Origin of the sequence: Halobacterium sp. CBA1126, assembly GCF_009741975.1 — an archaeon.
Classification (GTDB): Archaea; Halobacteriota; Halobacteria; order Halobacteriales; family Halobacteriaceae; genus Halobacterium.
The window spans coordinates 1-26,103 of record NZ_WPCF01000030.1 but is presented as its reverse complement, the minus strand read 5'-3'; the positions used below and the strand labels follow the sequence as shown (position 1 = coordinate 26,103).

26 protein-coding genes and 4 pseudogenes are annotated in these 26,103 nt (G+C 70.6%); 16 read left to right on the top strand and 14 right to left on the bottom strand.

Annotated elements, in window-relative coordinates; genetic code table 11:
* Positions 1 to 116: 116 nt before the first annotated feature.
* Together gatA and gatC are read right to left on the bottom strand one after the other, a co-directional pair.
* A complete protein-coding gene (gene gatA, locus GJ634_RS06225) occupies positions 117 to 1,388 on the bottom strand; it encodes an Asp-tRNA(Asn)/Glu-tRNA(Gln) amidotransferase subunit GatA (RefSeq protein WP_157501248.1) in 1,272 nt (423 codons plus the stop codon).
* Positions 1,388 to 1,663, bottom strand: a complete 276-nt coding sequence (gene gatC / locus GJ634_RS06220; protein WP_157501245.1) for an Asp-tRNA(Asn)/Glu-tRNA(Gln) amidotransferase subunit GatC — start codon at positions 1,661 to 1,663, stop codon at positions 1,388 to 1,390. The genes gatA and gatC overlap by 1 nt, the downstream gene beginning before the upstream one ends.
* Positions 1,664 to 1,803: 140 nt before the next feature.
* Here gatC and GJ634_RS06215 point away from each other — a divergent pair, with 140 nt between their 5' ends.
* Positions 1,804 to 2,778: a transcription initiation factor IIB family protein gene (locus tag GJ634_RS06215; protein ID WP_157501242.1), complete on the top strand. Its 975-nt coding sequence runs from the start codon at positions 1,804 to 1,806 to the stop codon at positions 2,776 to 2,778.
* A gap of 15 nt (positions 2,779 to 2,793) precedes the next feature.
* Here GJ634_RS06215 and GJ634_RS06210 read toward each other — a convergent pair whose 3' ends face one another.
* A complete protein-coding gene (locus GJ634_RS06210) occupies positions 2,794 to 2,997 on the bottom strand; it encodes a heavy-metal-associated domain-containing protein (RefSeq protein WP_157501239.1) in 204 nt (67 codons plus the stop codon).
* A gap of 167 nt (positions 2,998 to 3,164) precedes the next feature.
* Here GJ634_RS06210 and GJ634_RS06205 point away from each other — a divergent pair, with 167 nt between their 5' ends.
* Positions 3,165 to 3,635: an NUDIX hydrolase gene (locus tag GJ634_RS06205; RefSeq protein ID WP_157501236.1), complete on the top strand. Its 471-nt coding sequence runs from the start codon at positions 3,165 to 3,167 to the stop codon at positions 3,633 to 3,635.
* Here GJ634_RS06205 and GJ634_RS06200 read toward each other — a convergent pair.
* Positions 3,636 to 4,738: pseudogene (locus GJ634_RS06200) on the bottom strand (asparagine synthase C-terminal domain-containing protein).
* A complete protein-coding gene (locus GJ634_RS06195; RefSeq protein WP_331714019.1) occupies positions 4,739 to 5,422 on the bottom strand; it encodes a PHP domain-containing protein in 684 nt (227 codons plus the stop codon). It lies immediately after the preceding pseudogene.
* Between the two features lie 120 nt (positions 5,423 to 5,542).
* Here GJ634_RS06195 and purL point away from each other — a divergent pair, with 120 nt between their 5' ends.
* The gene (gene purL / locus GJ634_RS06190; protein ID WP_157501233.1) at positions 5,543 to 7,645 is read left to right on the top strand and encodes a phosphoribosylformylglycinamidine synthase subunit PurL; all 2,103 of its coding nucleotides are present in this window, start codon (positions 5,543 to 5,545) and stop codon (positions 7,643 to 7,645) included.
* On the opposite strand, the gene GJ634_RS15395 is transcribed toward purL, so the two are convergent.
* Genes GJ634_RS15395 through GJ634_RS06180 form a run of 3 tightly spaced genes read right to left on the bottom strand, consistent with a single transcriptional unit; the run spans position 7,642 to position 8,674 of the window.
* Entirely contained in the window at positions 7,642 to 7,782 is a 141-nt protein-coding gene (locus tag GJ634_RS15395; RefSeq protein WP_197425427.1) for a hypothetical protein, read from the bottom strand. The two genes, purL and GJ634_RS15395, sit on opposite strands and share 4 nt — an antisense overlap.
* A gap of 48 nt (positions 7,783 to 7,830) precedes the next feature.
* Complete coding sequence (locus GJ634_RS06185; RefSeq protein WP_157501230.1) at positions 7,831 to 8,268, bottom strand: universal stress protein; 438 nt, start codon at positions 8,266 to 8,268, stop codon at positions 7,831 to 7,833.
* A 40-nt stretch (positions 8,269 to 8,308) separates the two neighbouring features.
* Positions 8,309 to 8,674 (bottom strand): hypothetical protein, encoded by a 366-nt coding sequence (locus GJ634_RS06180; RefSeq protein WP_157501227.1) that lies wholly within the window; start codon positions 8,672 to 8,674, stop codon positions 8,309 to 8,311.
* Positions 8,675 to 8,802: 128 nt separating this feature from the next.
* Here GJ634_RS06180 and hisF point away from each other — a divergent pair, with 128 nt between their 5' ends.
* Both hisF and GJ634_RS06170 read left to right on the top strand, forming a co-directional pair.
* On the top strand, positions 8,803 to 9,615 hold the full coding sequence (gene hisF, locus GJ634_RS06175) for an imidazole glycerol phosphate synthase subunit HisF (RefSeq protein WP_157501224.1): 813 nt from the start codon (positions 8,803 to 8,805) through the stop codon (positions 9,613 to 9,615).
* 156 nt (positions 9,616 to 9,771) lie between these two features.
* Positions 9,772 to 10,089 (top strand): hypothetical protein, encoded by a 318-nt coding sequence (locus GJ634_RS06170; RefSeq protein WP_157501221.1) that lies wholly within the window; start codon positions 9,772 to 9,774, stop codon positions 10,087 to 10,089.
* Here the strand turns inward: GJ634_RS06170 and GJ634_RS06165 are convergent.
* A complete protein-coding gene (locus GJ634_RS06165; protein WP_157501218.1) occupies positions 10,086 to 10,370 on the bottom strand; it encodes a DNA-directed RNA polymerase subunit L in 285 nt (94 codons plus the stop codon). The genes GJ634_RS06170 and GJ634_RS06165 overlap by 4 nt on opposite strands.
* A 92-nt stretch (positions 10,371 to 10,462) precedes the next feature.
* On the opposite strand from GJ634_RS06165, the gene GJ634_RS06160 reads away from it, so the two are divergent.
* Positions 10,463 to 12,232 carry a rhomboid family intramembrane serine protease gene (locus GJ634_RS06160; protein WP_157501215.1) on the top strand — a complete coding sequence of 590 codons (1,770 nt, stop codon included), beginning with the start codon at positions 10,463 to 10,465 and terminating at the stop codon, positions 12,230 to 12,232.
* On the opposite strand, the pseudogene GJ634_RS06155 reads toward GJ634_RS06160, so the two are convergent.
* Positions 12,233 to 12,840 (bottom strand): annotated as a pseudogene (locus tag GJ634_RS06155) (METTL5 family protein).
* A 54-nt stretch (positions 12,841 to 12,894) separates the two neighbouring features.
* Entirely contained in the window at positions 12,895 to 13,275 is a 381-nt protein-coding gene (locus GJ634_RS06150) for a hypothetical protein (RefSeq protein ID WP_157501212.1), read from the bottom strand.
* A 113-nt stretch (positions 13,276 to 13,388) separates the two neighbouring features.
* Between GJ634_RS06150 and GJ634_RS06145 the strand changes: the two genes are divergently transcribed.
* Positions 13,389 to 15,590, top strand: a complete 2,202-nt coding sequence (locus GJ634_RS06145; RefSeq protein ID WP_157501209.1) for a PAS domain S-box protein — start codon at positions 13,389 to 13,391, stop codon at positions 15,588 to 15,590.
* A gap of 3 nt (positions 15,591 to 15,593) precedes the next feature.
* Here GJ634_RS06145 and dph2 read toward each other — a convergent pair whose 3' ends face one another.
* Positions 15,594 to 16,631 carry a diphthamide biosynthesis enzyme Dph2 gene (gene dph2, locus GJ634_RS06140; RefSeq protein ID WP_157501207.1) on the bottom strand — a complete coding sequence of 346 codons (1,038 nt, stop codon included), beginning with the start codon at positions 16,629 to 16,631 and terminating at the stop codon, positions 15,594 to 15,596.
* Between the two features lie 151 nt (positions 16,632 to 16,782).
* On the opposite strand from dph2, the gene GJ634_RS06135 reads away from it, so the two are divergent.
* The 3 genes from GJ634_RS06135 to GJ634_RS06125 are packed head-to-tail and all read left to right on the top strand — an operon-like array spanning position 16,783 to position 19,953.
* Positions 16,783 to 17,907, top strand: coding sequence for a PotD/PotF family extracellular solute-binding protein (locus tag GJ634_RS06135; RefSeq protein WP_197425426.1), 1,125 nt, complete (start codon positions 16,783 to 16,785; stop codon positions 17,905 to 17,907).
* A gap of 4 nt (positions 17,908 to 17,911) precedes the next feature.
* Positions 17,912 to 19,045, top strand: coding sequence for an ABC transporter ATP-binding protein (locus GJ634_RS06130; protein ID WP_157501201.1), 1,134 nt, complete (start codon positions 17,912 to 17,914; stop codon positions 19,043 to 19,045).
* The gene (locus tag GJ634_RS06125) at positions 19,045 to 19,953 is read left to right on the top strand and encodes an ABC transporter permease (protein WP_157501198.1); all 909 of its coding nucleotides are present in this window, start codon (positions 19,045 to 19,047) and stop codon (positions 19,951 to 19,953) included. The genes GJ634_RS06130 and GJ634_RS06125 overlap by 1 nt, the downstream gene beginning before the upstream one ends.
* A 141-nt stretch (positions 19,954 to 20,094) precedes the next feature.
* Here the strand turns inward: GJ634_RS06125 and GJ634_RS15990 are convergent, their stop codons facing one another.
* Positions 20,095 to 20,322 (bottom strand): hypothetical protein, encoded by a 228-nt coding sequence (locus GJ634_RS15990; RefSeq protein WP_231736963.1) that lies wholly within the window; start codon positions 20,320 to 20,322, stop codon positions 20,095 to 20,097.
* On the opposite strand from GJ634_RS15990, the pseudogene GJ634_RS16925 reads away from it, so the two are divergent.
* The 6 genes and pseudogenes from GJ634_RS16925 to GJ634_RS06095 all read left to right on the top strand — a co-directional run.
* Positions 20,219 to 20,650 (top strand): annotated as a pseudogene (locus GJ634_RS16925) (ABC transporter permease); the annotation flags it as partial. The gene GJ634_RS15990 and the pseudogene GJ634_RS16925 overlap by 104 nt on opposite strands.
* A 160-nt stretch (positions 20,651 to 20,810) precedes the next feature.
* On the top strand, positions 20,811 to 21,209 hold the full coding sequence (locus GJ634_RS06115) for a YlbF family regulator (RefSeq protein WP_157501195.1): 399 nt from the start codon (positions 20,811 to 20,813) through the stop codon (positions 21,207 to 21,209).
* A gap of 51 nt (positions 21,210 to 21,260) precedes the next feature.
* On the top strand, positions 21,261 to 22,103 hold the full coding sequence (locus GJ634_RS06110) for an MBL fold metallo-hydrolase (RefSeq protein WP_157501193.1): 843 nt from the start codon (positions 21,261 to 21,263) through the stop codon (positions 22,101 to 22,103).
* Positions 22,104 to 22,184: 81 nt separating this feature from the next.
* The gene (locus GJ634_RS06105) at positions 22,185 to 23,564 is read left to right on the top strand and encodes a hypothetical protein (protein ID WP_157501190.1); all 1,380 of its coding nucleotides are present in this window, start codon (positions 22,185 to 22,187) and stop codon (positions 23,562 to 23,564) included.
* Positions 23,565 to 23,621: 57 nt separating this feature from the next.
* Positions 23,622 to 24,530 carry a hypothetical protein gene (locus GJ634_RS06100; protein ID WP_157501187.1) on the top strand — a complete coding sequence of 303 codons (909 nt, stop codon included), beginning with the start codon at positions 23,622 to 23,624 and terminating at the stop codon, positions 24,528 to 24,530.
* Between the two features lie 60 nt (positions 24,531 to 24,590).
* Complete coding sequence (locus GJ634_RS06095) at positions 24,591 to 25,904, top strand: MFS transporter (protein WP_157501183.1); 1,314 nt, start codon at positions 24,591 to 24,593, stop codon at positions 25,902 to 25,904.
* Here GJ634_RS06095 and GJ634_RS15390 read toward each other — a convergent pair.
* Positions 25,901 to 26,103: pseudogene (locus GJ634_RS15390) on the bottom strand (fe2+ transport protein); the annotation flags it as partial. The gene GJ634_RS06095 and the pseudogene GJ634_RS15390 overlap by 4 nt on opposite strands.

Genomic DNA, 26,103 nt, shown 5'->3' with positions numbered 1-26,103 from the left:
CTACGCCGTTCGCATATTCCGAGGCGCTCATACTTCGCGCCTCGCTACGCTCACTCGTGGAGTGAACTGCTAGCGGCGTGACTTACGCTGGCCCGCACTACCTCTTCTTCGCGCTTCTAGTCCTCGACCGCGGCGGCCGCGTTGATGATGGTCTCCTCGCCGAACGCCGGCCCGACGAGCTGGAGGCCGACAGGCAGCCCCTCGCTCTCGCCCGCGGGCACGGAGATGGCGGGGAGGTTCGCGAGGTTCACGGGCGTCGTGTTCGCGTCCGCGAGGTACATCTTCAGGGGGTCGTCGAGGCTCTCCCCGAGCTCGGGCGGGAGAATCGGCATCGTCGGGGACGCGAGCACGTCGACGTCCGCGAACGCCTCGTCGAAGTCCCGTTTCACCCACGCGCGGGCCTCCTGGGCCTGCTTGTAGTACTTGTCGTGGTAGCCAGCCGAGAGCGCGTACGTCCCGAGGAGGATGCGGCGCTTGACCTCGTCGCCGAACCCCTCCGAGCGCGCCTCCGCGAACGACTCGTTCCAGTTGCCGTCGTAGCCCCCGGAGTTGCCGTACCGGACGCCGTCGAAGCGCGCGAGGTTCGAGGACGCCTCGCTCATCGCGATGACGTAGTACGCCGCGACGGCGTACTCGACCGAGGGGAGGCTGACCTCCTCGACGGTCGCGCCCTGCTCGCGGAGGTCGTCGAGCGCGTCCTCGAACGCCTCCACGACGCCGTCTTCGGCGCCCTCCACGAGCTCCGTGGGGACGCCGACCGTGAGGCCGTCGACGTCCCCGTCCGCGGCGCTCGCGAAGTCCGTGTCCGCGCCCTCCTCGCGCGTGGTGCCGTCGTTCTCGTCCGGGCCCGCGATAACGTCCAGCAGTTCCGCGGCTTCCTCGACGGTCGGCGCGATGGGGCCGATCTGTTCGAGGCTGTTCGCGTACGCGACCAGCCCGTACCGGGAGACCAGCCCGTACGTCGGCTTGATGCCGACGACGCCGCAGAACGCCGCGGGACACCGAATCGAGCCGCCGGTGTCCGTGCCGAGCGCGAGGTCCGCGTCGCCCGCCGCGACCGCCGCCGCGCTCCCGCCCGAGGAGCCGCCCGGGACGTGGTCCTCGTCGACGGGGTTCTTCGTCGCGCCGAAGTACGACGTCTCCGTGGTCGTCCCCATCCCGAACTCGTCCATGTTCGTCTTCCCGGGGATGGTCGCGCCGGCCGCCTTCAGGCGCTCGACGACCGTCGCGTCGTACGGCGGCACGTACTCCTCGAGCATCTTCGACCCGCAGGTTGTCCGCACGCCCTCGGTGGAGATGTTGTCCTTGACGGCGACGGTCCGCCCGGCGAGCGGCCCGTCCTCGCTGCCCTCGATTGCCTCGTCGGTGATGTACGCGTTCAGACTCATTACGACACCTTCGGGCCCTTGAAGCGGCCGTCCTCGCTGTCGTCGGCGTTCCGCAGCGCCTCCTCCTGCGTGAGGCTCTCCTCGACTTCGTCGCTGCGCATCACGTTCACGAGGTCGGGTTCGGCCTCGACCTCGGGCACCTCCTCGAGGGCCTCGAAGTGGTCGAGGATGTCGCCGAACTGGTCCGCGAACTGCGCGCGCTCCTCCTCGTCGAGGGCGACGCGCGCGAGGTCCGCGACGTGCTCGACCTCGTCGGCGTCCACAGAATCGCTCATGTCTCCGGAGTCGCGCGTGGCGTCGGTAAGCGTTTCGATGCCCCGCTCCGTGTTGGACGCTGCCACAGTCCTTTTGTGCGGTCGGCCCCACGTTCCACACGTATTCGACGCCTTTTGAACCACAGAACCGCCCCACCCCCATGAGTGACACCACGCGAATCCGCGAGGACGCCGACGAACGCGAGGACGAGTCCGCCGAGTCGGTCGACGAGGAACTCCGCTGCCCGGAGTGCGGCGGCCCCCTCGCCGTCGACGAGGAGCGCGGCGAGACCGTCTGCGAGGACTGCGGACTCGTCGTCGAGGAGGAGTCCATCGACCGCGGGCCGGAGTGGCGCGCGTTCGGCAGCGAGGAGAACGACCAGAAGTCCCGCGTCGGCGCGCCCACCACGAACCTCATGCACGACAAGGGGCTGTCGACGAACATCGGCTGGCAGGACAAGGACGCCTACGGGAACAGCCTCTCCAGCGGCCAGCGCCAGAAGATGCAGCGGCTGCGCAAGTGGAACGAGCGCTTCCGAACCCGGTCCTCGAAGGAGCGGAACCTGAAGCAGGCGCTCGGCGAGATCGAGCGGATGGCCTCCGCGCTCGGCCTCCCGAAGAACGTCCGGGAGACGGCCTCCGTCATCTACCGCCGCGCGCTCGACGAGGACCTGCTCCCGGGGCGCTCCATCGAGGGCGTCGCCACCAGCGCGCTGTACGCCGCCGCCCGGCAGGCGGGCGCCCCCCGGAGTCTCGACGAAGTAGCGAACGTCAGCCGCGTCGAACGCGACGAGATTGCGCGCACGTACCGCTACGTCGCCCGCGAGCTCGGCCTCGAAGTCGCCCCCACCGACCCCGCGAGCTACGTCCCGCGGTTCTGCTCGGAGCTGGGCCTCTCGGACGCGGTCGAACGCCGCGCCCGCGACCTCCTCGAGAGCGCCGAAGAGGCGGGCCTCTACTCCGGGAAGTCCCCGGTCGGCCTCGCCGCCGCCGCGGTGTACGCCGCCAGCCTCCTCGTCGACGAGCGCATCACGCAGAGCGAGGTCAGCGACGTCGCGAACGTCAGCGAGGTCACCATCCGCAACCGCTACCACGAGATTCTCGAGGCCGGCGGCGAGGCGAACGTCGAAGCGTGACCGACGCCGCCAGCGCTACTCCACGTCGTACCCCAGGTCCCGGACCGTCGACTTGATCTCCGCCGTCGATATCAGCGACTCGCCGTGTCGAACCTCCACGACGCCGGTCTCCGGGTCGAACGTCGCCAGCTGGACGCCCTCCCGATCGTGGAGCGCGTCCTCGATGGCCGCGCCGTCGGCGTCTCTGGACACCGTGAACTCCACGCGGCTATTCGACACGGGAGGTCACCCCGCGTCCGCTCGACGCCCGGCTGTCTGAGTGGTTGGACACACACGGACAGTCGGCGGCGAGGGGAATAGGCGTTCTGGCGGAGCAGTTACCGACTGGTGTCGGCGCCCGCCGCGAGACCCGAACCGATTTGGGCGGGTCGTCCTTCCTCGTCCCCATGGAGACGACCCGCCACTTCACGGCGACCGTCTACGTCGTCAACGACGGCGCCACCGCGCTCCACGAACACGACCGCCTCGGCCTCACGATTCCCCCGGGCGGCCACGTGGACCGCGACGAACTCCCGCACGAGGCCGGCAAACGCGAGGTCGAGGAGGAGACCGGCCTCGAACCCACGCTGCTCGGCGAGGCCCCGGAGGTCCCCGCGCCCGACGGGTTCGCGCTGCCGTCGCCGCGCTACCAGCTCTGCTACGACATCAACGTCCACGACGACGGCACGGTCGGCCACCAGCACATCGACCACGTCTACTTCGCGACCGTCCCCTCGCGGGACGTCGACCCCGCGGACGGCGAGGCGGCCGCCGAGGTATGGGAGTGGTACGACCCCGCCGCCCTCCGCGAGAGCGACCTCGACGCGGACACCGTCCAGATCGCGCTAGAGGCCATCGAGGCCGCCAGCGAGGCGTAATCAGTCCCGCCGGCTCGCTCGATCCGCGGACTCCCCTCGGTCGTCCACGCGGCTCTCCACGTACCTCGTGACGTGGTCGTCCATCCGGCGCTTGAACCCGGCCTGTCGCGCGAGCCGGTCGACCTCGCGGGCGACGAGGCTGCCGTACTGGACGGCCTTCTTCTCGCGGTCGCAGACCACGTCCGGGAGGCGCTCGCGGGCCGCCTCGCGGAGCGCGCGCTTGCGAACGTCCCCCGAGACGAGCCACGCTTCCGGGAGTTCGAGCGCCGCGCGCACCACGTCGTCGTGGAGCAGCGGCGTCACCGGGTCGACGCCCGCCGCGCGGACCGCGCGCACGTCCCGCTCCAGTTGGCCGGGCAGCGTCTCCAATACCTCGCGGCGCGCGCGCGAACCGTGTCGGCGTCCGTCCGCGGGTCCTCGGGCGCCGCGGCGACCTTCGCGTACCCGCCGAACAGCTCGTCGGCGCCCTGTCCGAGCGCGAGCCGCGAGAACCCGTCGCCGGCGACGCGGTCCGCGACGAGGTAGAGCGGGAGCGCGATCTGGACGGCCATCGCGTCCGTCCGGCCGATTGCGCGCGCCGCCTCGGGCACCGCGGCCTCGACGTCCGCCAGCGTCACCTCGTGGACGCGCAGGTCGTCGCTGCGACCCATCGCCGCGGCGGACTCGCGGGCGGCCTCGATGTCCGCGCAGTCCTCGTAGCCGACGACGTACAGCGGCGCGTCCAGTTCCGCGGCGACGAGCGCGGAGTCGACACCACCCGAGAACGCCACCGCGAGGTCGTCGTCCGGAACGTCCAACGCCGCGTCGAGCGCGCCGCGGACGCTCTCAACGGGATTGTCGTCGCTCGCGGGCGGGTCCGGGAGCCGCCACGCGCGCCGCGTCTCGCCGTCCTCGCGGACGTGGCCCGCGGGGAGCAGCGTCGGGTCCGCGAGGTCCCCGGGATTCCGGCTCCACGCGTCGCCGTCGTAGTAACAGAGGTCGCGCCCGAGCACGTCGCGGACGAGCCGGCCGTCCGGGAGTTCTCCCGCGAAGCCGTACGTGCCCGGGAGCGGGTCGCCGTCCGCGAGCGCCTTTTGCACTGTCGCCGCGAGCGCGTCGTCCATTCAGAAGAACTCCGCGAGGCGGTTCTTCACGCGGCGCTTCGCGCCGCCCGCGGCCTGCCGGAAGCTGATGTGCCACGGCGTGCGCTTGCCCTCCACGCTCGTCCGCCCGTCGCGGATGGCGTCGAGGATGGCGTCGAGCGAGCGCTCGTCGGCGCCCACGCGGGTCACCGCCTGCCCCACCATCTCCGCGATGTGGGCGTCGCTGCCCGCGGTCATCGGGCGGTTGTGAGTGCGCGCGAACCGCTCGGCCTTCCGGTTCGCGCGGCCGGTCAGCAGCCGCGAGTTGTACACCTCGATGGCGTCCGCGGACGCCAGCGTCGCCGCCGAGATGTTCGGCGCGACGCCGCTCCGCGAGGACTGGAACGGGTGGGGGACGACGGCGATGCCGCCGCGGTCCCGAATCTCGTCGAGCGTGTCCGCGAACGGCTCGCCCGACGGCACCGCCTCCTCGACGCCGATGGCGAGCACGTGGCCGTCGGCGCTGGTCACCTCCATCCCCGGGATGCCGACGAGGCCGTACTCCTCGGCGAGGTCGGCCGCCCGCAGACTCGCGTCGATCTCGTCGTGGTCGGTGACCGCGAGCGCGTCGAGCCCCACCGCCTGCGCCTGCTCTAAGAGCATCTCGACGGGGTCCCGGCCGTCGTAGGAGAGCTCGGAGTGCGAGTGGAGTTCGACGGAAAGCACGACTGTGGGTTACGCGGGGGTCGGCAAAAACGCCCCGGTCCGGAATCGGGGCTCCGCTTCGATAGGCACGTCCGTGCACATGGAAACGACTAAGCGCGCGTAGAAGAACCACGAAGGTGAATGCCACTCGCCGATTCGGACCGAGAGCTCGTCGAAGCTGAGCTCGGCCGGGAGGCCACGCGAGCGGAGGCCGCCCTCTTCGAGAACCTCTGGAGCGAGCACTGCGCGTACCGCTCCTCGCGCCCGCTGCTGTCCGCGTTCACCACCGACGGCGAGGACGTCGTCGTCGGGCCGGGCGACGACGCCGCCGTGGTGTCCGTGCCGGGGACGGACCAGCTGGTGACGTTCGGCGTGGAGAGCCACAACCACCCGTCATACGTCGACCCCTACGACGGCGCCGCGACGGGCGTCGGCGGCATCGTCCGGGACACGCTCTCGATGGGCGCGTACCCGGTCGCGCTCGCGGACTGCCTCTACTTCGGCGACTTCTCCCGGGACCACTCCCGGTACCTCCTCGACGGCGTCGTCGAGGGCATCAGCGACTACGGGAACGCCATCGGCGTCCCCACGGTCACGGGGAGCACGCAGTTCCACGACGGCTACGAGGGGAACCCGCTCGTGAACGTCGCGTGCGTCGGCCTCGTCACCGAGGACCGCCTCGTCACCGCCGCCGCCAAGGAACCCGGGAACAAGCTCGTGCTCGTCGGGAACGCGACCGGCCGGGACGGCCTCGGGGGCGCGAGCTTCGCGAGCGAGGACCTCGCGGAGGACGCCGAGACCGAGGACCGGCCCGCGGTGCAGGTCGGCGACCCGTACACGGAGAAGCTCCTCGTGGAGGCTAACGAGGCGCTCGTCGACGAGGACCTCCTGCAGGCCGCCCGCGACCTCGGCGCGGCGGGGCTGGGCGGCGCGTCCTCGGAGCTGGTCGCGCTGGGCGGCCTCGGCGCGCGCATCGACCTGAACGCGGTCCACCAGCGCGAGCCGGAGATGAACGCGCTCGAAATCCTGCTCGCCGAATCCCAGGAGCGCATGTGCTACGAGGTCCGCCCCGAGGACGTCGAGCGCGTGCGGGAGATCGCGGAGCGCTTCGACCTCGGCTGCTCGGTCATCGGCGAAGTGACCGAGGGCAACTACGTCTGCGAGTTCGACGGCGAGACGGTCGTGGACGCGCCCGCGGAGTTCCTCGCGGACGGCGCGCCGATGAACGACCTCGAGCGCGAGGAGCCCAGCGAGCCCGAGACGGACCTGCCGGACGTCGACGTCGAGGCGGCGTTCGACGCGGTGCTGTCGAGCCCGAACACGGCGAGCAAGCGCTGGGTGTACCGCCAGTACGACCACGAGGTCGGCAACCGCACGCTCCGGCGGCCCGGCGAGGACGCTGCCGCGCTGACGCTCCCGGACGCCGGCGGGGAGACCGCACTCGCGTTCGCCGCGGGCGCGAACCCGAACTGGACCGACGCCTCGCCGTACCGGGGCGCGTACGCGACCGCCGTGGAGAACGCGACGAACCTCGCGGCCGTCGGCGCCGAACCGCTCGCCGCGGTCGACTGCCTGAACGGCGGGAACCCCGAGAAGCCCGACGTCTACGGCGGGTTCGCGGCGGCCGTCGACGGCCTCGCGGACGGCTGCCGCGCCGTCGACGCGCCCGTGGTCGGCGGGAACGTCAGCCTCTACAACGACTCCGCCGCCGGCCCGGTGCCGCCGACGCCGACGCTCGCGATGCTCGGCGTCCGGCAGGGCTACGACGCGCCCGGGATGGCGGCCGCGGGCGACGGCGATCTCGTGCTCGTCGGCGGCAACGACGAGACGCTCGGCGGGAGCGAGTACCTCGCGCAGTTCGACGGCAGCGCGCCGTTCCCCGAGGTCGACGAGGCCGGGGTCGCGGCGGTGCGGACGGCCGCCGGGCACGACGCGACGCTCGCGGTCCACGACGTCAGCGACGGCGGGCTCGCCGTCACGCTCGCCGAGATGGTCGGCGAGGACGCCGGCGTCGACGCCGAGGTGCCCAGCGTCGCCGCGCTGTTCTCGGAAGCGCCGGGGCGCGCCGTCGTGGAGACGACCGACCCCGAGGCGCTCCGGGACGCGGTGGACGCGCCCGTCGTCGACCTCGGCGCGGCGACGGCGGACGGCGCGCTCTCGGTGGTCGTGGCTGGGGAGTCCGTGGAGTACGACTTCGAGGACGTGGTGGACGCGCGGCGCGTCCTCGAACGCGAACTCGACTAGAAGAACGCCGGGAGGAGGTACGCCACCGCGACGCCGACGAGCAACACGAGGAAGCCGACGCCGACTTCGCTCGTGGAGAACTCCTGCATCGGTGCGGTGACCCGGCCCGAGTCGTCGTTAGCGTGGTCGTCTGACATGCGCGGCGGTTGGACGCCGCCCTACTTGGCAGTACCGAACCCGCCCGGTCAGTCGCCGGCGTGGCGGACGATGTGGACGTCGTAGCGGTCGTCCGCGGAGACGTTCTGGCCGACCGACGCGATGCCACCGACCAGCCGGCCGGCGTTGTCGCTCCCGATGAACACCACGGTCGCGTCGTGCGCGACGGCGAGGTCGCGTACCTCCCGGCTCACCCGCCCGCGCGGCGCGTACTTGTCCACGGCCCGGAAGTCGAACTCCACGCCCGGGTCCACGCCGCGGACGCGCTCGGCGAGGTTCGCCGCTGCCCGTTCGACGCTGAACGACTCTTCGCTACCCACCCAGCCGTGCTCGCGCGCGGCGTCCGCGTTCTGGGGAATCGCGGTGACCGCGACGACCGCCTCCTCGGCCGCGTCGGCGAACGCGACCGCGCGACCGAGGGCCGCCCGCGAGAGCGGCGAGTCGTCGAACGCGACGACGTACGTCATGGGTAGCCGGTACTCGCGGCGCGCGTGTTAGCGCTGTCGACTACTCGGTCATCTCGTCGAGGCACTCCCGGACGAACTGGGTGAAGTTCCGGCCGACGCCGCTGTCCATCGCGAGGAAGACGACGTCCTCCCCGGGGAAGTGGAACTGCACGATGAGCCCCTCGTCGAGCATGTGGAGGCTCGCCTGCGGGTCGCCCATGGTGGCGTCCAGCTCGTCGACCGTCCGGTGGATGGTCCGCGAGGACTCGATGAACTGCTGGACGCGGTCCGCCGGGTACTGTTCTTTCAGGTCGTCCCGGAGGTACGCCAGTTCGACGTCGCCGTCCGAGTGGAAGCCGACGGCGCGGAGCCCGTCCCCCAGCCGGTCCCGACAGTACTCGGCGAGTCGGTGTGCTCGTTCCGCCATGTTCCGGCTCTCGGAGCGGTCGCTGGTAAAGCCACGGGCCGCCACGCCAGCCCGCCGGTTTCGCGGACGCGGCCGCGGGCGGGCGGACGTTCGGACCGCTTTTGTGCGGGTGGACCCAACGTCGCCGCATGACTCTGACCAAGCGCGTCATCCCGTGCGTCGACGTCGACCTCGACGACGACGGGAACGCCGCCGTCTACACGGGCGTGAACTTCGAGGACCTCGAGTACACGGGCGACCCCGTGGAGATGGCGAAGCGGTACAACGAGGCGGGCGCCGACGAGTTCGTCTTCCTCGACATCACCGCGAGCGCGGAGGGGCGCGCGACGATGCTGGAGACCGTCGAACGGGTCGCCGACGAGGTGTTCATCCCGCTCACGGTGGGCGGCGGCATCCGCGACACGGACGACGTGAAGGAGACGCTGCGCGCGGGCGCCGACAAGGTGTCTATCAACACGGGCGCGCTCGAACGCCCGGAACTGGTCACCGAGGGCGCGAAGGCGTTCGGCAGCCAGTGCATCGTCATCAGCGTGGACGCGCGGCGGCGCTTCGACGAGGAGGGCGAGCACTACGAGCGGGTCGACGGGGAGTCCTGCTGGTTCGAGGCGACCGTGAAGGGCGGCCGCGAGGGGACCGGCCGGGACGTCGTCGAGTGGGCGCGCGAGGCCGAACAGCGCGGCGCGGGCGAGCTGTTCGTGAACTCCATCGACGCCGACGGCACGAAGGACGGCTACGACCTGCCGCTGACGGGCGCGGTCTGCGACGCCGTCTCCACGCCGGTCATCGCGTCCTCGGGCTGTGGCTCCCCGCAGGACATGGTCGACGCCTTCGACGCGGGCGCGGACGCCGCGCTCGCCGCGTCCATCTTCCACTTCGGCGAGTACTCCATCGAGGAGACCAAGCAGTACCTCGACGACCACGGGGTCCCGGTCCGCCGCTGAGCCCCGCGGCGATGTTTTCCTGTTGACACTGCGAATGATTTATGATTCGGCACCAACATACCGAGAATTATGTCTCACTCTGGCGCACCCGGGTCGGGGGACCCGGGAACCGCGCGGTGTTCCGCCGACGGACCGCTCGACCCCGGACGCTCGGCAGTGACCGCGGTCGAGTGCGACTCCGCGCGGTTCGTCAACCTCGCGCACGCGAGCGACGGCATCCAGCCCACGTCGCTGGTGTTGACCGACAGCGACGCCGAGCCGACCCCGCTGTCGCCGACCGAGGTGCTGTCGATGCCGGAGTTACAGAACGCGGTCGCGTACTTCGGCGAGAACACTGACAGCGTCCGCGTCCGCACGCAGTCCGAACGGCGCGCCGCCCTCGAAGAACACGTCGACGCGCTGCACGAGCGAGCGCCGACCCCGGCCTTCGAGTTCGGCGGGCGCTCGTTCGAGCTGTCGGTCGTCGTCGGTTAGGCCGCCGCCTCGAAGGCGTCCGCGAAGCTCCGGAGCTCGTCGCCCATCCGTTCTGCCGCCGACTGCAGCGCGTCGAGGGGGTCGGTGCCGTCCTCGGTCTTGATGGTGAGCAGCGGCTCCGTCTGGCCGCCGGACTGCTCGGGGTTCATGTCGTACGAGGCCGCGGCCACGCCCTCGGTCTCGAGGAGCGCGCCCTTCAGCCCGTTCATGAACGTGTGGTCCTCCCCGGCGATCTCGATAGTGAGTTCCGCGTCGCCCTTCTCGATAACCCGCAGGTCCATGCTCGTGGCTTCGCTCGTGGCGCGTTTCAACGTTTCGAACCGTCGACCCGCGTGCGGACCGTTTATGGCGCCGGCGCCAGCCACGTAGCAGTATGAACGTCTCGCCGGTGGTCGTCGTCGCCGCGACCACGCTCGCCCTCCTCGCGCTGACCGTCGCGGTGCCGCGGTTCCGTCGGTTCTCCGCGGTCGCTCGCGTCGCCCCGGTCGCCGTGCTCGCCGGCATCGCCGCCGCAGCGGGCCTTCGAACCGTCGACGTCTGGACCGCCGCCGCGTACGCGGCCGTCGTCGCCTTCGTCGCCACGGGCGCCGCCGTGCTCTCCGTCGGCGAGGGCCGCGACGCCGTCCGCCGCGTCCGCAGCCGGCTGCTGTTCGGGGTGCCGTGGGGGACGCTGGTGGTCGTCGCCGGCGTCGCCGCGTTCTACCTCGTCGTCCAGTTCGGCGCCGCCGGCGCGCCGCTGGTCGTGCCGTTCGTGTCGTGGTCGTACTTCTACCCGCTGGGCGTGCTCACGTCCGCGTTCGCGCACGCCAGCCTCGGCCACGTCACCGGGAACCTCGTCGCGACGGTCGCGCTCGCGCCGCTCGCGGAGTACGCCGTCTCCCACTACCCGACCGGGCGCGGCGAGTCCTCGTTCGGGTCGCTGCGCACCAACCCCTACGTCCGCGCGTTCGTCGCGTTCCCCGCGGCCGTCTTCTTGGTCGGCCTGCTGACCGGCGTGTTCTCGTGGGGCGCGACCATCGGCTTCTCCGGGGTCGTCTACGCGTTCGCCGGGTTCGCGCTCGTGCGTTTCCCGCTGGCGACGGTGCTCGCGGTGTCGGTCCGCGAGGTGCTGTCGCTGCTGTGGACGGTCGTCCAGGACCCCATCACGTACGCCGCGGCGTCGCCGTCGTTCTCCGCGCCGTGGTGGGCGGGCATCTCCGTGCAGGGCCACCTGTTCGGCTTCCTCGTCGGCGCCGTGCTCGCCGCCGCGCTCGTCGTCCGCCGCGACGACCGCCCCTCCGCGGCCCGCATCTGGTTCGGCGCGGTCGTGCTCGCGGCGTCGATGTCGCTGTGGGCGGTGTGGTGGTACGGCACGGGCGACGAGTACGTGCTCTTCCGCGCGGTCGGTGTGCTGCTCGTCGCCGCGCTCGCGACCCTCCTGACGGCGGCCGTGCGCGCCGACACCCGGACGCTGTTCGGCGACGTCTCCGCGCGGAAGGTCGCGTTCCTCGCGTTGCTGTTGCCCGTCGCGACGATGTCGATGGTCGCCGTGCCGGTGAGCCTCACCACGGTCGGGGACGCCGACCTCCCGGGCGACCCCGTGGAGGTCCGCGGCTACGAGGTGACCTACGCCGAGGACGTCACCAACGAGCGCGTCGCGGGCGTGGACGTCCCGTACTTCTCGCAGGCGACGAACGTCTCCGCGAGCGGCGTCATCGTCGCCAACGAGCACCGCGAGCTGTGGACCGAGGAGGTGAGCGCGGGCAGACTGGCGTTCTACGGCGACCAGTCCGTCACGGTCGGCGGCGTCGGCTGGAAGGAGTCCGTCGGCGTCCACCGCCGCGGCTGGGTGCCCGCGGGCGCCAGCCCCGTCTACAACGTCTACGTGACGCCGCCCGAGGCCCAGACCCGGCACGTCTACAGCTCCGGGAACGCCACCGCGGACCCCGTGGTCGCCGGGCGCGAGGTGCGCGTCGCGGCGACCAGCGAGGGCTTCGACCTCGACGTCCTGCGCGACCAGACGGTCGTCGGCTCGACGGGGATTCCCGAGCGGAACGAGACCGCGACCGCGGGCGGGCTGACGTTCGTGCGCAACGAGAGCCGCGTGCTCGCCGAGTACGGGAACACGACCGTCGACGTCGCCAGCGAGGAGACCTACGAGTAGCTACCACTCGACGCGGAACACCTCGACGTCGAGGCGCTCGCGCTCGCTCGTGTGGAAGTCGAACTGTCGGTCGACGTCGAACTCGGCGGCGAACGCGTGCGTGACCTCGCCGCCTGCGTCCGCGACGAACGACTCCACGAACGACCGGCTGCCGGCGTTGTGAACCGAGTAGGAGACGCTCGCGACCTCGGCGGTCGCGGCGAGGAACGCGCGGTCGGCGTGCTCGCTGCCGCGCTGGGCGCCGAACGGCGGGTTCATCACGACCGTGTCGACCGCCGAGAGCGGCGGCCGCGTCGCGTCCGCGAGCAGCCAGTCGACGGCCACGTCGGGGTCGACGCGGGCTTCGTTCTCGCGTGCGACCGCGAGCGCGTCCGGGTCGCGTTCGAGCGCGAACACGCGCTCGGGCTCCCGGGTGGCGGCGCCGAGCGCGAGCATCCCGGTGCCGGTGCCGAGGTCGCGACCGCGCGGCCGGCGAGGTCGCCGTGGAGGTCCGCGAGGTGGAGGAGGTGGGCGGCGAGGTCCGCGGGCGTCGGGTACTGCTCGAGCGCGGCGCTCGGGTCGCGGAACCCCTCGACGGCCGCGAGGCGCTGCTCGAGCGCGCGCTTCATGCGCGGCCCGACGGCCGCGGGGGCGAAGAAAGCTCCGTCACGCGGGCGGTCAGTTCAGGGAGAGGCCGTCGACGTCGACCGCGAGCCGTCGCGGCGGGCGCGCTCGGCGACCGCGGAGAGCGCGGGGCGGACCTTCTCGGGGGCGGCGGCTTCGCGGACGTCGACGGTGAGGCGGTTCGCGCCGAGGAAGGAGGCGTTCTCGACGAGCTCGCGGAGGCGGTCGGCTTCGCGCTGGGTGGCCAGCGAGCAGTCCTCGTCGAAGGCGGCGTCGACGGCGACCTCGGCGGGGACGTACCCCTCGTCGGCGAGGTCGTCGGCGAGCGCGCGGAGGTCCTCGCGGGAGGCGTCGGCGATGGCGTCTGCGTCGACGGTCACGGGAGTGGAGTCGGTCGGTCGACAGCCCTCGACGGGGCCGGTTCGGCGTGACGTGCTCATCTTACTCCAGGATACATGGTGGAAATACAAAAAGGTTTGCTAATGCCCAGTAGTAATCTCCCGGCGGGCGTTCGACCCCGTCGTTATTTCCAGAAACAGCACGATTCGCCGGTATGGACGCCGGGACGACTGGGGCGGACGAGCCGATACGCGTCCTCCACGTCGACGACGACGAGTCGTTCGGGGAACTCGCCGGCACGTACCTCGAACGCGTCGACGACGCCATCGACGTCGCCACCGTCACCACCACGACCGCCGCCCTCGACCGACTCGACGACGCGGACTGCGTCGTCTCGGACTACGACATGCCCGCCCAGAACGGCATCGAGTTCCTCGAGACCGTCCGGGAGCGCTACCCCGACCTGCCGTTCGTCCTCTTCACGGGGAAAGGCTCCGAGGAGATCGCCAGCGAGGCCATCTCCGCGGGCGTCACCGACTATCTCCAGAAGGAAGCCGGCACCGAGCAGTACACCGTGCTCGCGAACCGCGTGCGCAACGCCGTCGAGCGCCGGCGCTCCGAGCGCGCGCTCGCCGAACGCAACCGCCGGCTCTCCACGCTCATCAGCAACCTCCCCGGGATGGTCTACCGCTGCCGGAACGAGCCCGAGTGGCCGATGGAGTTCGTCGGCGGCGAGTGCGAGCGACTCACGGGACACACCGCGGACGCGCTCGAAGCCGGCGACGTCGTCTGGGGCGACGACGTCATCCACCCCGAGGACAGCGGCGAGATGTGGCCGACCGTCCAGGCGGCCATCGACGGCGGCGAGCCGTTCGAGGTCACGTACCGCATCCGGACCCGCAACGGGAACACGAAACACGTCTGGGAGCGCGGCCGCGGCATCACCGATGCCGACGGCGATCTGCACGCAATCGAGGGGTTCATCACGGACGTCACCCAGCAGCGCGAGCGCCGGCGCCGCCTCGAGCGCGCCTCCGAGCGCTTCGAAGCGCTGTTCGAGCACTCCCCCGACATGGTGAACATCCACGACGCCGAGGGCACCATCGTCGACGCCAACCAGCGGTTCTGCGAGGAACTCGGCTACAGTCCGGAGGCGCTCGTCGGGAAGTCCGTCTGGGACGTCGACACCACCACCGACCGCGAGGCCGTGCTGGCGATGGAGGCCGGGATGGACCGCGGCGACCTCCGGCGCTTCGAGGCCGAGTTCGAGCGCGCGGACGGGTCGACGTTCCCCGTCGAAGTCCACCTCACCCAGCTCGAGGTCGGCGGCGAGCGCCAGTTCCTCGCCATCAGCCGCGACGTCTCCGCCCGCGAGGAGCGCGAGGCCGAGCTCCGGCGGCTGAAACGCCAGTACGAGACCGTCTTCGAGAACGCCCAGGACGGCCTCGTGCTCCTCGAAGTCCGCGAGGACGGCGACGACGTGGAGTTCGTCTACCGGCAGCTCAACCCCGCCCACGAGGCGATGAGCGGCCTCGACGCCGACGAGCTCCGGGGCCAGACGGAGGCCGAGGCGTTCGACGAGAGCCTGCGCGGGCAGACCGCCGCCTACCACCGCGAGTGCTACGAGCGCCGCGAGCCCGTCGAGTTCGAGGAGACGTTCGAGTTCCCCGCCGGCGACGTCGTCGTCTCCGGCACCATCTCGCCGGTCGTCGTCGACGGCGAGGTCACCCACCTCGTCGCCGTCACGCGGGACGTCACCGAGTTCAAGGAGCGCGAGCGCGCGCTCCGCCGCGAGCGCGACCGCCTCGACGAGTTCGCGGACATCCTCAGCCACGACCTCCGCAACCCCCTCAACGTCGCGACGGGGAACCTCGAGGTCGCCCGCGAGCACCGCGACAGCGACCGCCTCGAAGCCGTCGCGGACGCCCACGACCGGATGCGAACGCTCGTCGACGACGTGCTCACGCTCGCCCCGCAGGGCCGGACCGCCACCGACCTCGACAGTATCGCGCTCGACCCCGCCGCCGAGCGCGCGTGGGCGACCGTGGAGACCGAGGATGCGTCGCTCGTCGCCGAGTCGTCGCTGACGGTGCGCGCGGACGACGGCCGCCTCGGGCGGCTCCTCGAGAACCTCTTCAGGAACTCCGTGGAGCACGGCGGCAGTGACGCGACGGTCCGCGTCGGTGCGCTCGAGGACGCCGACGGGTTCTACGTCGCGGACGACGGCCCCGGGATTTCGGAGGGCGACCGCGAGCGCGTCTTCGAGTACGGCTACTCGACGGCCGCCGGCGGCACGGGCCTCGGGCTCAGCATCGTCGCGGAGCTCGCGGACGCCCACGGCTGGGATGTCGCAGTCACCGGGAGCGACGCGGGCGGGGCGCGATTCGACGTGAAGGGCGTCGAACTCGTAGAATAGCGGCTACCAGGTGCCGTGGAACGTGTCGAAGGAGAGTTCCTCGAGGGGCTTGTTGCCGACGGCGATCTCGTACTCGCCGGGCGTCAGCATCGGCTTGTGGAACTGCGGGCCGTCGTCGGTCGTGATGCGCGGACAGCCCGTGTTCACGAACGCGTCCATGTCGAAGTTCCGGAGGCGGTCCGGCGTCACCTCGTCCATCGTGATGAGGTAGGCGTTGTCGTTGTTCTCCACGATCTCGTTGGCTTGGTCCCAGCGACCCTGCCCGATCTTCGTGCAGAAGATGACGCCCCACTTCTCCGCGCTCATCGCCTTGTGGACGGTGGCGTACCGCTGCTTGAGGAACTTCTCGGTGTCCGCGACCGAGACGTTGTTGTTCACGGGGTCGGCGATGACGACCTTCTTCTCGGGGTGCTCCATCGCGAGGCCGAGCGGGTGGAACTTCCCGCCGCCGACGTACAGCACCTGGTCGGCGTCGATGTCGGCGCTCGCGTAGTTGCAGCCCAGCACCTGCCCCTCGTGGGTGAGGCGGTCGTCGCCCTTCCGCGTGTGGACGTCGAAGCCGCGCTCGGTCAGCCACTCCTTCATCTCCTCGAAGAGGTTCATGTGCTGGGCGGTCGTCACCAGCCCGACGTCCCCGACTTCGAGCTCGTCGAGGGACTGCTCCATGATGGGTTCGACGTCGACGTTCGAGAACAGCGGCACGTAGATGATCTTCTCGGACTCCTTCATCGGGGAGTGCCCGAAGTGGACGAAGACGTCCGTCCGCCGCATCATGTACGTGTCGAGGTCGCAGGCGCCGTAGCAGGGCTGTCCCGAGATCAGCACGCGCGTGTCGTCGGGCAGCAGCTCGCGGAGGTCGTCGGCGACCCCGGGCGCGCTTCGCTTCAGTCCCTCGGGGAACTGCAGGCCGACCTTCTCCGCGTCGCGCTCCTCGACCGCCTCCACGATGCGGTCGAGTTCGTAGTCCCACGTTCGGTCGTGCTTGAGGGAGAGCCCTGTGTTCCGGAGGTCTCCCGCCGAACGGGTCTCTTCGTGACTCATTACAGCGGCGTACGGCGTCACGCGGTTTAACGTCGGCGCTTCACCGGTCCGGCCGCGAGCCGCGAGACGGCCGAATCTTCTTGTTGTGGACTCTCATGGGGGCGTGCCGATGCCATCACAGTTTTATGTCGCACTCCGCTTTGCCCCGGGTATGTCAGGCGACAGCCTGGACGGTCAGAGAGTACCGCGCGACACTGGACACAGCTCTGCGACCCGCCGAGCGTTCCTCGGGGCAGCTGGCACCGCCGGCGCCAGCGCGCTCGCGGGCTGCACCGGAATGCTCGGTGGAAGCGGCGGACCGACGACGCTCCGCGTCACGGTCTGGAGCGGCAACTACGTCGAGCGCTTCGAGGAGGCCATCCGCCCCATCTTCGAGTCCCGGTTCGACGCCGAGCTCGAGCTGGTCTCCGGGTGGAACTCGCTGCTCGCGAAGATCAAGTCCGCGCCCGCTGACGACCCGCCGTTCGACGTGACGGTCGCGTGCGAGCCCATCTACTACAACGGCCGCACGCAGGGCCTCTTCGAGGAGCTCCGCTACGAGGACCACATCCCGAACATCGACAACGTCATCCAGCACTACAAGGACATCCGCCCGCACTCCCACGGCGCCCCCGTCGACGGCGCGCCGCTCAGCATCCTCTACGACACCGACCTCGAGGAGCCCGTGGAGACGTGGAGCGACTTCACCAGCTCCCAGGTCAAGCAGTCCGCCGGCGTCGGCGTCGACTCCGGGTTCTGGATCTACCCGCTGCTCGCGGCGGGCGTCGGCACGGACGCCGCGCCCGGCGCACAGGAGCTCTACGAGGAACAGCACCACGAGGCCCTCATGAACACCATCGAGGAGTGGCCCATCCAGGGGTGGGCGTCCTCCGGGACGGACGTCTGGCAGCAGTTCCAGAACGGCATCGTCGACGCCGCCCAGTGGTACTTCGACCAGGTCTACTACGACATGGAGGACCACCCGAACGTCGAGTTCGCGATGCCCGACAAGAACGCCGGCTGGATGAACAACTGGGCGGTCGTCCGCGGCACGGACAAGCGCCAGCTCGGCGAGGAGTTCATCAACATGCTCCTCGACCCCGAAGTCCAGAGCAAGTGGGCCGAGGACCACCCGCTGTTCTTCACCACGTCGGACATGTCCTACCCCGACGAGCTCACCCAGTACCTCCCGACCACGGCGGAGGAGGCCCAGCAGTGGTCCATCCCGCGGTGGGAGGAAGTCGCGCCCTACTCGGGGAAGTTCTCTGACAAGTTCAAGCAGATGAAGAACCAGTAAGGCGATGGCTTCTGTAACACTCGCTGACCTGACCAAAGAGTACGGTGACCTGACCGCCGTGGACGGCCTCGACCTCGACGTCGACGACGGAGAGCTGCTCTGTCTGCTCGGCCCGTCGGGCTGCGGGAAGTCCACGACCCTGCGGATGCTCGGGGGTCTCGAGACGCCGACCGACGGCGACGTCTACATCGGCGACGAGCGCGTCACCGACGAGCCGCCGTACGAGCGGGACACCTCGATGGTGTTCCAGTCGTGGGCGCTGTTCCCGCACAAGAGCGTCCTCGAGAACGTCGCGTTCGGCCTGAAGATGGACGGCGTCGACGAGGCCGAACGCAACGAGCGCGCCCGCGACGTCCTCGAAGTCGTCGAGATGAGCGAGTTCGTGGACGCCGACCCCGAGGACCTCTCCGGCGGCCAGAAGCAGCGCGTCGCGCTCGCGCGCTCGCTGGCCATCGAACCGGACGTCCTCCTGCTCGACGAGCCGCTGTCGAACCTCGACAAGCGGCTGCGCGAGCAGATGCAGCTCGAACTCCGCAACATCCACGACGAGGTGGAGACGACGTTCGTCCACGTCACCCACGACCAGAACGAGGCGTTCACGCTCGCGGACAGCATCGCCATCATGAACGACGGCGACGTCGAGCAGGTCGGCGAGCCCCGGGAAGTGTACGACGACCCCGTGAGCCTCTTCGTCGAGGAGTTCCTCGGGGACACGAACCTCGTGGACGCGCGCGTGCAGTCGCACATCGACGGCGGCGTCGTCGCCGCCACCGAGTTCGACGAGGAGATCGAGGTGCCGACGCCGGGCGGCCACGTCGAAGCGGGCGACCCGCTGACCATCTCGTTCCGCCCCGAGGAGCTCGACGTCTCCCGGGTCGCCGCCGACGGCGGCCAGTCCGCCGACCCGGCCGAAGCCGGGGACGTGACGACCGCCCTCGAGGGCACCGTCACGGACGTCCTCTACCGCGGGTCCTCCGTCCGGTTCTACGTCCAGATCGGGGAGACGAGCGTCTTCTTCGAGCAGAGCGTCGGGGACAAGACGGACTTCGAGGTCGACGACTCCGTCGTCGTCTCGTGGGACCCCGAAGACCTGCTCGTCTTCTCGGAGGGTGAACGCCTCGGGCGAGGTGGGACGTGATGGGCGCGCTGGCCGACGAGTCGATGTTCGCGTGGTTCGGCAAGCGCATCAAGAGCAAGGACTCCACGTCGGTGTTCCTGCTCGCGCCGCTCGCGGCCTTCGAGCTGGTGTTCTTCGTCGTGCCCTTCCTCATCCTCGTCCGGATGAGCCTCAACAGCCAGCCGGAGACGGGGTTCTACGAGACCGGCTGGACGCTCGCCGCGTACGGCGACATTCTCGGGTCGAACCTCTACCAGCAGATGATACTGTTCTCGTTCAAGCTCGGCGTCATCGCGACGGTCGTGGCGGTGGTGCTCGCGCTGTTCTACGCGTACGCCGCCTACCGCGCCGAGGGATTGACGAAGTCGATTCTGCTGTTCTCCATCATCCTCCCGCTGCTGACGACGCTGGTCGTGAAGACGTACGCGTGGCGGCCGCTGCTCGCGCCGAACGGCGTCCTCAACGACTTCCTGCTCTCGCTGGAGCTCATCGGGAGCCGCATCCAGTTCGCGCCGTCGCTGTTCGGCACCGTCGTCGGGCAGGTGTACATCGTCTTCCCGTACGCCGTCCTCGCCATCTACAGCGTGCTGTCGACGCTGGACTGGGACGTCGTCGAAGCCGCGCGGGACCTCGGCGCGTCCCGCCCGCGGTCGTTCTTCGAGGTCGTCCTCCCCGAAGTCCTCCCCGGGGTCGCCGTCGCGACCGTCGTCTCCTTCGCGTGGAGCGTCGGCGCGTACGCGGCCCCCTCGCAGCTCGGCACCGGCTCCCAGACCACGTTCGCCATGGAGATCGGGAACCTCATGCTCACGAACTTCAACTGGCCGGTCGGCGCCGCGTTCGCCATCCTGATGCTGGCCGCGATGCTGGCCGCGTCGCTCGCGGTGATTCGGCTGCTCACCGGCTCCATCGGAGGTGTCCAAGATGTCTGAGGCGGTCTCCCGCGAGCGCGTCGAGGACGCCCTGTTCCGCGCGGGCTACTGGCTCGTGCTCGCCGTCCTCATGCTGCCCATCGTCGTCGTCTTCGTGACGTCGTTCCAGCAGTCGTCGTACCTCACGTTCCCGCCGAGCGGCTACACGCTGGAGTGGTACGCGACGTTCTTCGGTAGCGAGGAGTGGCTCGGCGCCGTCCGCGACAGCCTCCTCATCGGCGTCGGCGCGTCGCTGCTCGCGACCGTCCTCGGCGTCACCGGGTCGCTGGCGGTCCAGCGCTCGGACTCGTGGGCGTCGCGGCTCCTCCCGCCCATCGTCCTGCTGCCGCTGCTCATCCCGCCGGTGGTGCTCGGGCTGACGCTGCTCATCTACTTCAACCGCATCGGGCTGACGAACAGCTACGTGAACATCGTCGTCGCGCACGCGCTGTGGGCGACGCCGCTCGTGTTCTTCATCATGCAGTCCGTGTTCGCGCGCTTCGACTGGAGCCTCCGGGACGCCGGCATGGACCTCGGCGCGCGGCCCGGCCGCGTCTTCTACCACGTCATCCTGCCGAACGTCCGCAGCGGCGTCATCATCTCGACGGTCGTGGCGTTCATCGTCAGCCTCCAGGAGTTCATCATGGCGCTGTTCCTGAAGTCCTTCGAGGTCCAGACCGTCCCCGTGCTCGCGTGGACGTCCCTGCAGTCTTCGCTCACGCCGATGGTCAGCGTCGTCTCCGCGTTCCTCGTGCTCGCGTCCATCGTGGGGGGTGCTGCTGTCGGCGGCGCTGATGAACCTCGAGTGGCTCGCCGAGCAGCTGTAGCCGCCCCCCGCTTCCGGCAGCTTCAAACCGCCCGAGCCCGAACCGCTCGGTATGAGCGTCGACTCCGACTCAGCGGCCGCGACGGACGCGCCGACGGCCGACGACATCGCGCGCCAGCTCGGCGAAGCAATCGAGGACTCCCCCGAGTACCAGCGCTACGAGGAGACGAAGGCCGCCGTCGAGGACGACGAGGAGGTCCAGGAGCTCATCGACGAGTTCGAGGACCTCCGGCAGGAGTTCATGCTCGCGCGCCAGACCGGCGACGCCACGCAGGAGGACGCCAAGAAGGTCGAACAGGCCCAGCAGCGCCTCCACGACCACCCCGTGATGGAAGAGCACCTCGACGCCCAGGACGAGCTGGAGGCGAAGTTCGAGTTCCTCAACGACCTCATCTCGGAGCCGCTGGACGTCGACTTCGTCGGCGAGTCCGGCGCGTGCTGTCAGGACTGATTCTCGGCGAACCCCGGAACGCTTAGGGGGCGACGCGAGTGACCCGGCAGTATGGTCCACTCCGACTGGGGCGACTGGCTGCCGACCGCCGTCGAGGACGCGTCCCCCGACGGCGTCGCGGTCTGGTATCTCGGCTGTAACGGCTTCGTACTCAAGGGCGAGGGCGGGACGACGCTGTTCGTCGACCCGTACTTCGGGACCGGCGACCCGCCGCGGACGGTCCGGATGATTCCGGTGCCGATGAACCCCCGGGACGTCACCGAGGCCGACGCCGTGCTCGCCACCCACGAGCACGTCGACCACGTCCACGGTCCGAGCCAGGCGCCGATTCTCGCGGAGACCGGCGCAGCGTTCTACGCGCCCGACGACTCGCTGTCGGTCGCTCGCGGCGAGGAGGCGTGGGACGACAACTACGCCGTCGACACCGACCAGTACAACGAGATTTCGGAGGGCGACACGTTCGCGGTCGGCGAGTTCACGGTCCACGTCGAACCCGCCCACGACCCGGACGCCACCCACCCCGTCTCGTACGTCATCGAGCACGACGCCGGGACAATCTTCCACGGCGGCGACACCAAGCCCAGCGAGGAGTTCGAGCGCATCGGGCGCGAGTACGACGTCGACCTCGGGATTCTGGCGTTCGGGACGGTCGGGAACATCCCGGACAAGGAGACCGGCGAGCCGAAGCGCACGCGCTGGTACAACGACGAGAACCAGATCGTCGAGGCCGCCAGCGACCTCCGCCTCGACCGCCTGCTGCCCTCCCACTGGGACATGTGGAAGGGCCTGACGGCGGACCCGAAGGTCCTCCACCACCACGCCCGGAGCTTCGCCGCCCCGCGGGACCTCGAGCTCGCGGAAATCGGCGACCGCGTGGACGTGACAGGCGAGTAACTGGCACGGCGAGTCGGCGGGTAATTTAAGTCCTCGTCCGCGTAGGTGGTGGTATGCACGACCAACCCGCGGGTGGTTCCGATGAGTGACGAGACCGTCGTCGAGACCGGCGGCGTCACGGTCAGCAAGTTCTTCAACGCGGAGGACTTCCCCGTCCCGGCGGTGGCCTTCGACGTGGAGTCCGCCCGGGACGAGGCGGTGACGCTCCGCATCGTCGACGAGATTCCCGACGAGTTCGGTATCGACCAGATCGGGTTCCACCCCGAGTACGGCAGCGAGCACTGGACGGCCAGCGGCGACGGCGTCGTCCGCTTCGAGCGCGAGATCGAACCGGAGGAGTCGTTCACGACGGTGTACGGCGTCCGCATGGAGGACGGCCAGGACGAGACGCCGTTCCTCTCCGCGCCGACCGTCGAGCTCGACGGCGAGGACATCGACGACGTCGTCCCGCCGGAGTCCACGTCGGTCGTCCGGGAGCTCGCGGGCGGCGAGCGCGACACGGTCCCCGGCCTCGAAGACGACGAGAGCGAGGCCGAGGCCGAAGCCGAGGAAGCCGGACTGGAGGCCGACATCGAGGGCAGCATCGAGTCCCTCGAGGACGAGGACGCCGAGATTCTGGAGGGCGACGTCGACATCGGCGGCGAGGAGGAGTTCGAGCCCGAGCCGGTCGGGGAGGAGCCCGCGGCCGAGCCGACCGAGCCGGTGGCAGACGAGCCCGTCGACGAGGACGAAGCGCCGGCGACCGAGCCGGAGGCCGAGGGGTTCGGCGCCGAGCAGCCCGACCCGCCGGAGGCGGAGGCCGAGTCGCTGAACGAGCCCGAGGCGCAGGGCTTCGACGGCGACGACGAGGCGTCCGAGCCCGTTCCGGAACCCACGGGCTTCGACGCCGGCGACGTGGCGGGCGCGCTCGCGGAGGCCATCCGGAACGACGAGGTCAGCGACGACGACCTCGAGACCCTCGACGAGGCCTTCGGCGGCGTCCCGAACAGCACCCAGGTCGAGATCGAGCACCTCCAGAGCCGCGTCTCCGAGCTCGAGGCGTACACTGACGCCTTAGAGGAGTTCCTCGACGAGGAGGGCACCGCCCAGCAGCTCGTCAGCGACGTCGAGGACGAGGTGTCGTCGCTGTCCGCGACCGTCGACTCGCTCGACGACGAGCTCGCCGAAGTCGAGGCGAGCGTCGAGGACGCGGCCGGCGACCGCGAACAGCTCCGCGAGCGGGTCGCCGACGTGGAGGCCGAGGTCGACGCGGTCGACGACCTCCACGAGGACGTCGAACGGCTCCGCGGTGACGTCGACGCCATCGACGAGCGCCTCGAGGACACCGAGGACGCGGTCATGGACGTCGAGGAGCTCGAGGACGACCTCGAGGACGTGGCCGAGGACCTCGACGACCTCGAGGACCACGTCGACGAGATCGAGGAGTGGCGCAGCCAGCTCTCCGACGTCTTCGGCGCGTAACGCCACCAGCCCGGGGAATCACAACCGTTTTCGGCGCGCGCCCGCTCTCTCTTCGTAATGACTGCGCCGGTTCGCGTCGCCGTCCCGCGGAAGGGACGGCCGCTGGAAGCCGTACTCGACAGATTCGCCGCTCGCGCCGACGCGACCGCGGTCGCCGACGACGTGGTGTCGACGCTGCGCTACGAGAAGGCCGTCACGAAGGACGAACAGACCGCCGAGCGCGGCGTCTACGAGCGCCTCGCCGAGTACAGCGAGCCCGCCGAGCCAAGCGAGCCGGACTTCACGCTGCTGCGGGACGCCCGCGCGGGCAAACCCCGGCGCGTCGTCTTCGACTCGCTGACCCTCGACGTCGAGGGGACGCCGGTCCAGCTCGTCGGCCGCGAGGAGCCGTTCCGCGCGCTCCGCACCCACGAGTTCGCGCTCGGGTTCGACAGCGCCGACCTCGTGCTCGAGGAGGTCGTCCAGCTGGAGCCGGAGCCGCTGTCGACCATCGCGGACCTGAACGACCGCATCGACCCCCACGACACGGACGTCCGCGTCATCTCGGGGCTCGGCGACACCGTCTACCACACGCTGCTCGCGACGCCCGCCGCCAGGCAGTCCGTCGGCGCCGAGGCCCTCGACCGTGACTTCCTCGCGGCCTACGAGGGCGAGGTCTGCATCAGCCCGCGCTACGAGCGCCTCGTCCGCGCCGTCCTCGGTACGGACGCCACCGAGGGCGTTGAGTTCGTCTACCCGGACGCGGGCCGCGAGGAGGAAGCCGCCATCGCCGACGTCGGCGTCGGCGTCTACCTCACGGTCACGGGGTCGACCGCCCGCGAGCACGGCCTCGAAGTCGGCGAGCGGCTGTTCCCCAGCGAGACCGTCCTGATGGAGAACCAGTCCGAAGCCGACACCGAGGCCGTGCAGGCGGTCAAGCGCGCGCTCGCGGCGGACGCCGACGAGACCGCGATTCCCCCGCAGTAGCCTCGCTCGCTCGCGGGTCCCCCGCCCCGTTATTACCCCGGGCCGCGAACCCGCACGCGAATGCCGGACGACGACCGCAGCGTCGACCCGCGCGCTCCCTTCCGGCAGCTGGTCTCGATGGAGCGGGACGTGCTGGTCCTCTCGGCGGCGATGTTCGCGTTCAGCCTCGGCTTCCAGATGACCAGCCGGTACGTCCCCCGGTACATGAGCGTGCTCGGCGCGGGCGCGGGCGTCATCGGCCTCTACGGCAGCCTCGGCAACCTCGTCGGCGCGGTGTACCCGTACCCGGGCGGCGCGGTCTCGGACCGCCTCGGCTCGCGCCGCGCGCTCACCGCGTTCGGCTTCCTCTCCGCGCTCGGGTTCCTCGTCTGGCTGCTCGCGCCCCGGCTCGGCACCCTCCGAATCGGCCCGCTCGCCGTGCCGCCGTGGGCGTGGATCTTCGTCGGCCTGTTCCTCACGCAGGCGTGGAAGTCGTTCGGCCTCGGCGCGACGTTCGCCGTCGTCAAGCAGAGCGTGCCGAACGACGAGCTCGCAGCGGGCTTCGCGAGCACGGAGACGTTCCGCCGCGTCGGCTTCCTCGTCGGCCCGCTGCTCGCCGCCGCGCTCGTCGCGTACGCGAACGACTTCACGCTCGGCTTCCAGTGGGTGCTCGCGGCGGCCGTCGCGTTCGCGGCCGCCGGCACCGCCGTCCAGCACTTGCTCTACGACCCGTCCGCGGACTCCATCGGCGAGGAGTTCGCGGGCGTCCGGCGGGTCGTCGACGACCTGCGGGGGATGCCGAGCGAGCTCCGGCCGCTACTGGTCGCGGACGTGCTCGTGCGGTTCGCGAACGGGATGGCGTACGTCTTCTTCGTCATCGTCGTCACGGAGTTCCTGAACGGCGGCGACGGCGTCGGCTTCACCGGCTTCGGCGTCTCGCTGAGCCCGGAGGCGTTCTTCGGCGTGCTGCTCGGCGTGGAGATGCTGGTCGCCCTGCTGTCGATGCTGCCGGTCTCCCGGCTCGCCGAGCGCGTCGGCCTCAAGCCCGTCGTCGCGGCCGGGTTCGCGGTGTACGCGACGTTCCCCGTGCTCCTCATCAACGCGCCCGGCGACCAGTGGGCGCTCGTCGCGCTGTTCGCGTACTCCGGGCTGCGGTTCGCGGGCCTCCCCGCGCACAAGGCGATGATCGTCGGCCCCGCCGAGGCGGAGGCCGGCGGCCGCGTCACCGGCACGTACTACCTCGTGCGGAACGCCGTCGGCATCTCGAGTACGGCCATCGGGGGCGCCATCTACGCGGTCTCGCCGACGCTGTCGTTCACGCTCGCGACGGTCGTCGGCCTGCTCGGCACCGGCTACTATCTCGCCGCCGGCCGCGAGTTCGGCGCGTACGCCTAGAGCGTCAGCGTCACCGACCCGGTGTCGAGGAACGCCGTCTCGTAGCCCTCGTGGCGTGCGACCTGCGGCGGCGTCCGCACCGAGAGCGTGAGCGCGTCCCCGTCCGCGACGCTCGGCACCGCGGCGCCGTAGTGGTAGCCGAGGTCCGGGCCGAGCGTGCGCGACAGCGCGCCCTCGTAGACGGTCTCCCCGTCGCGTT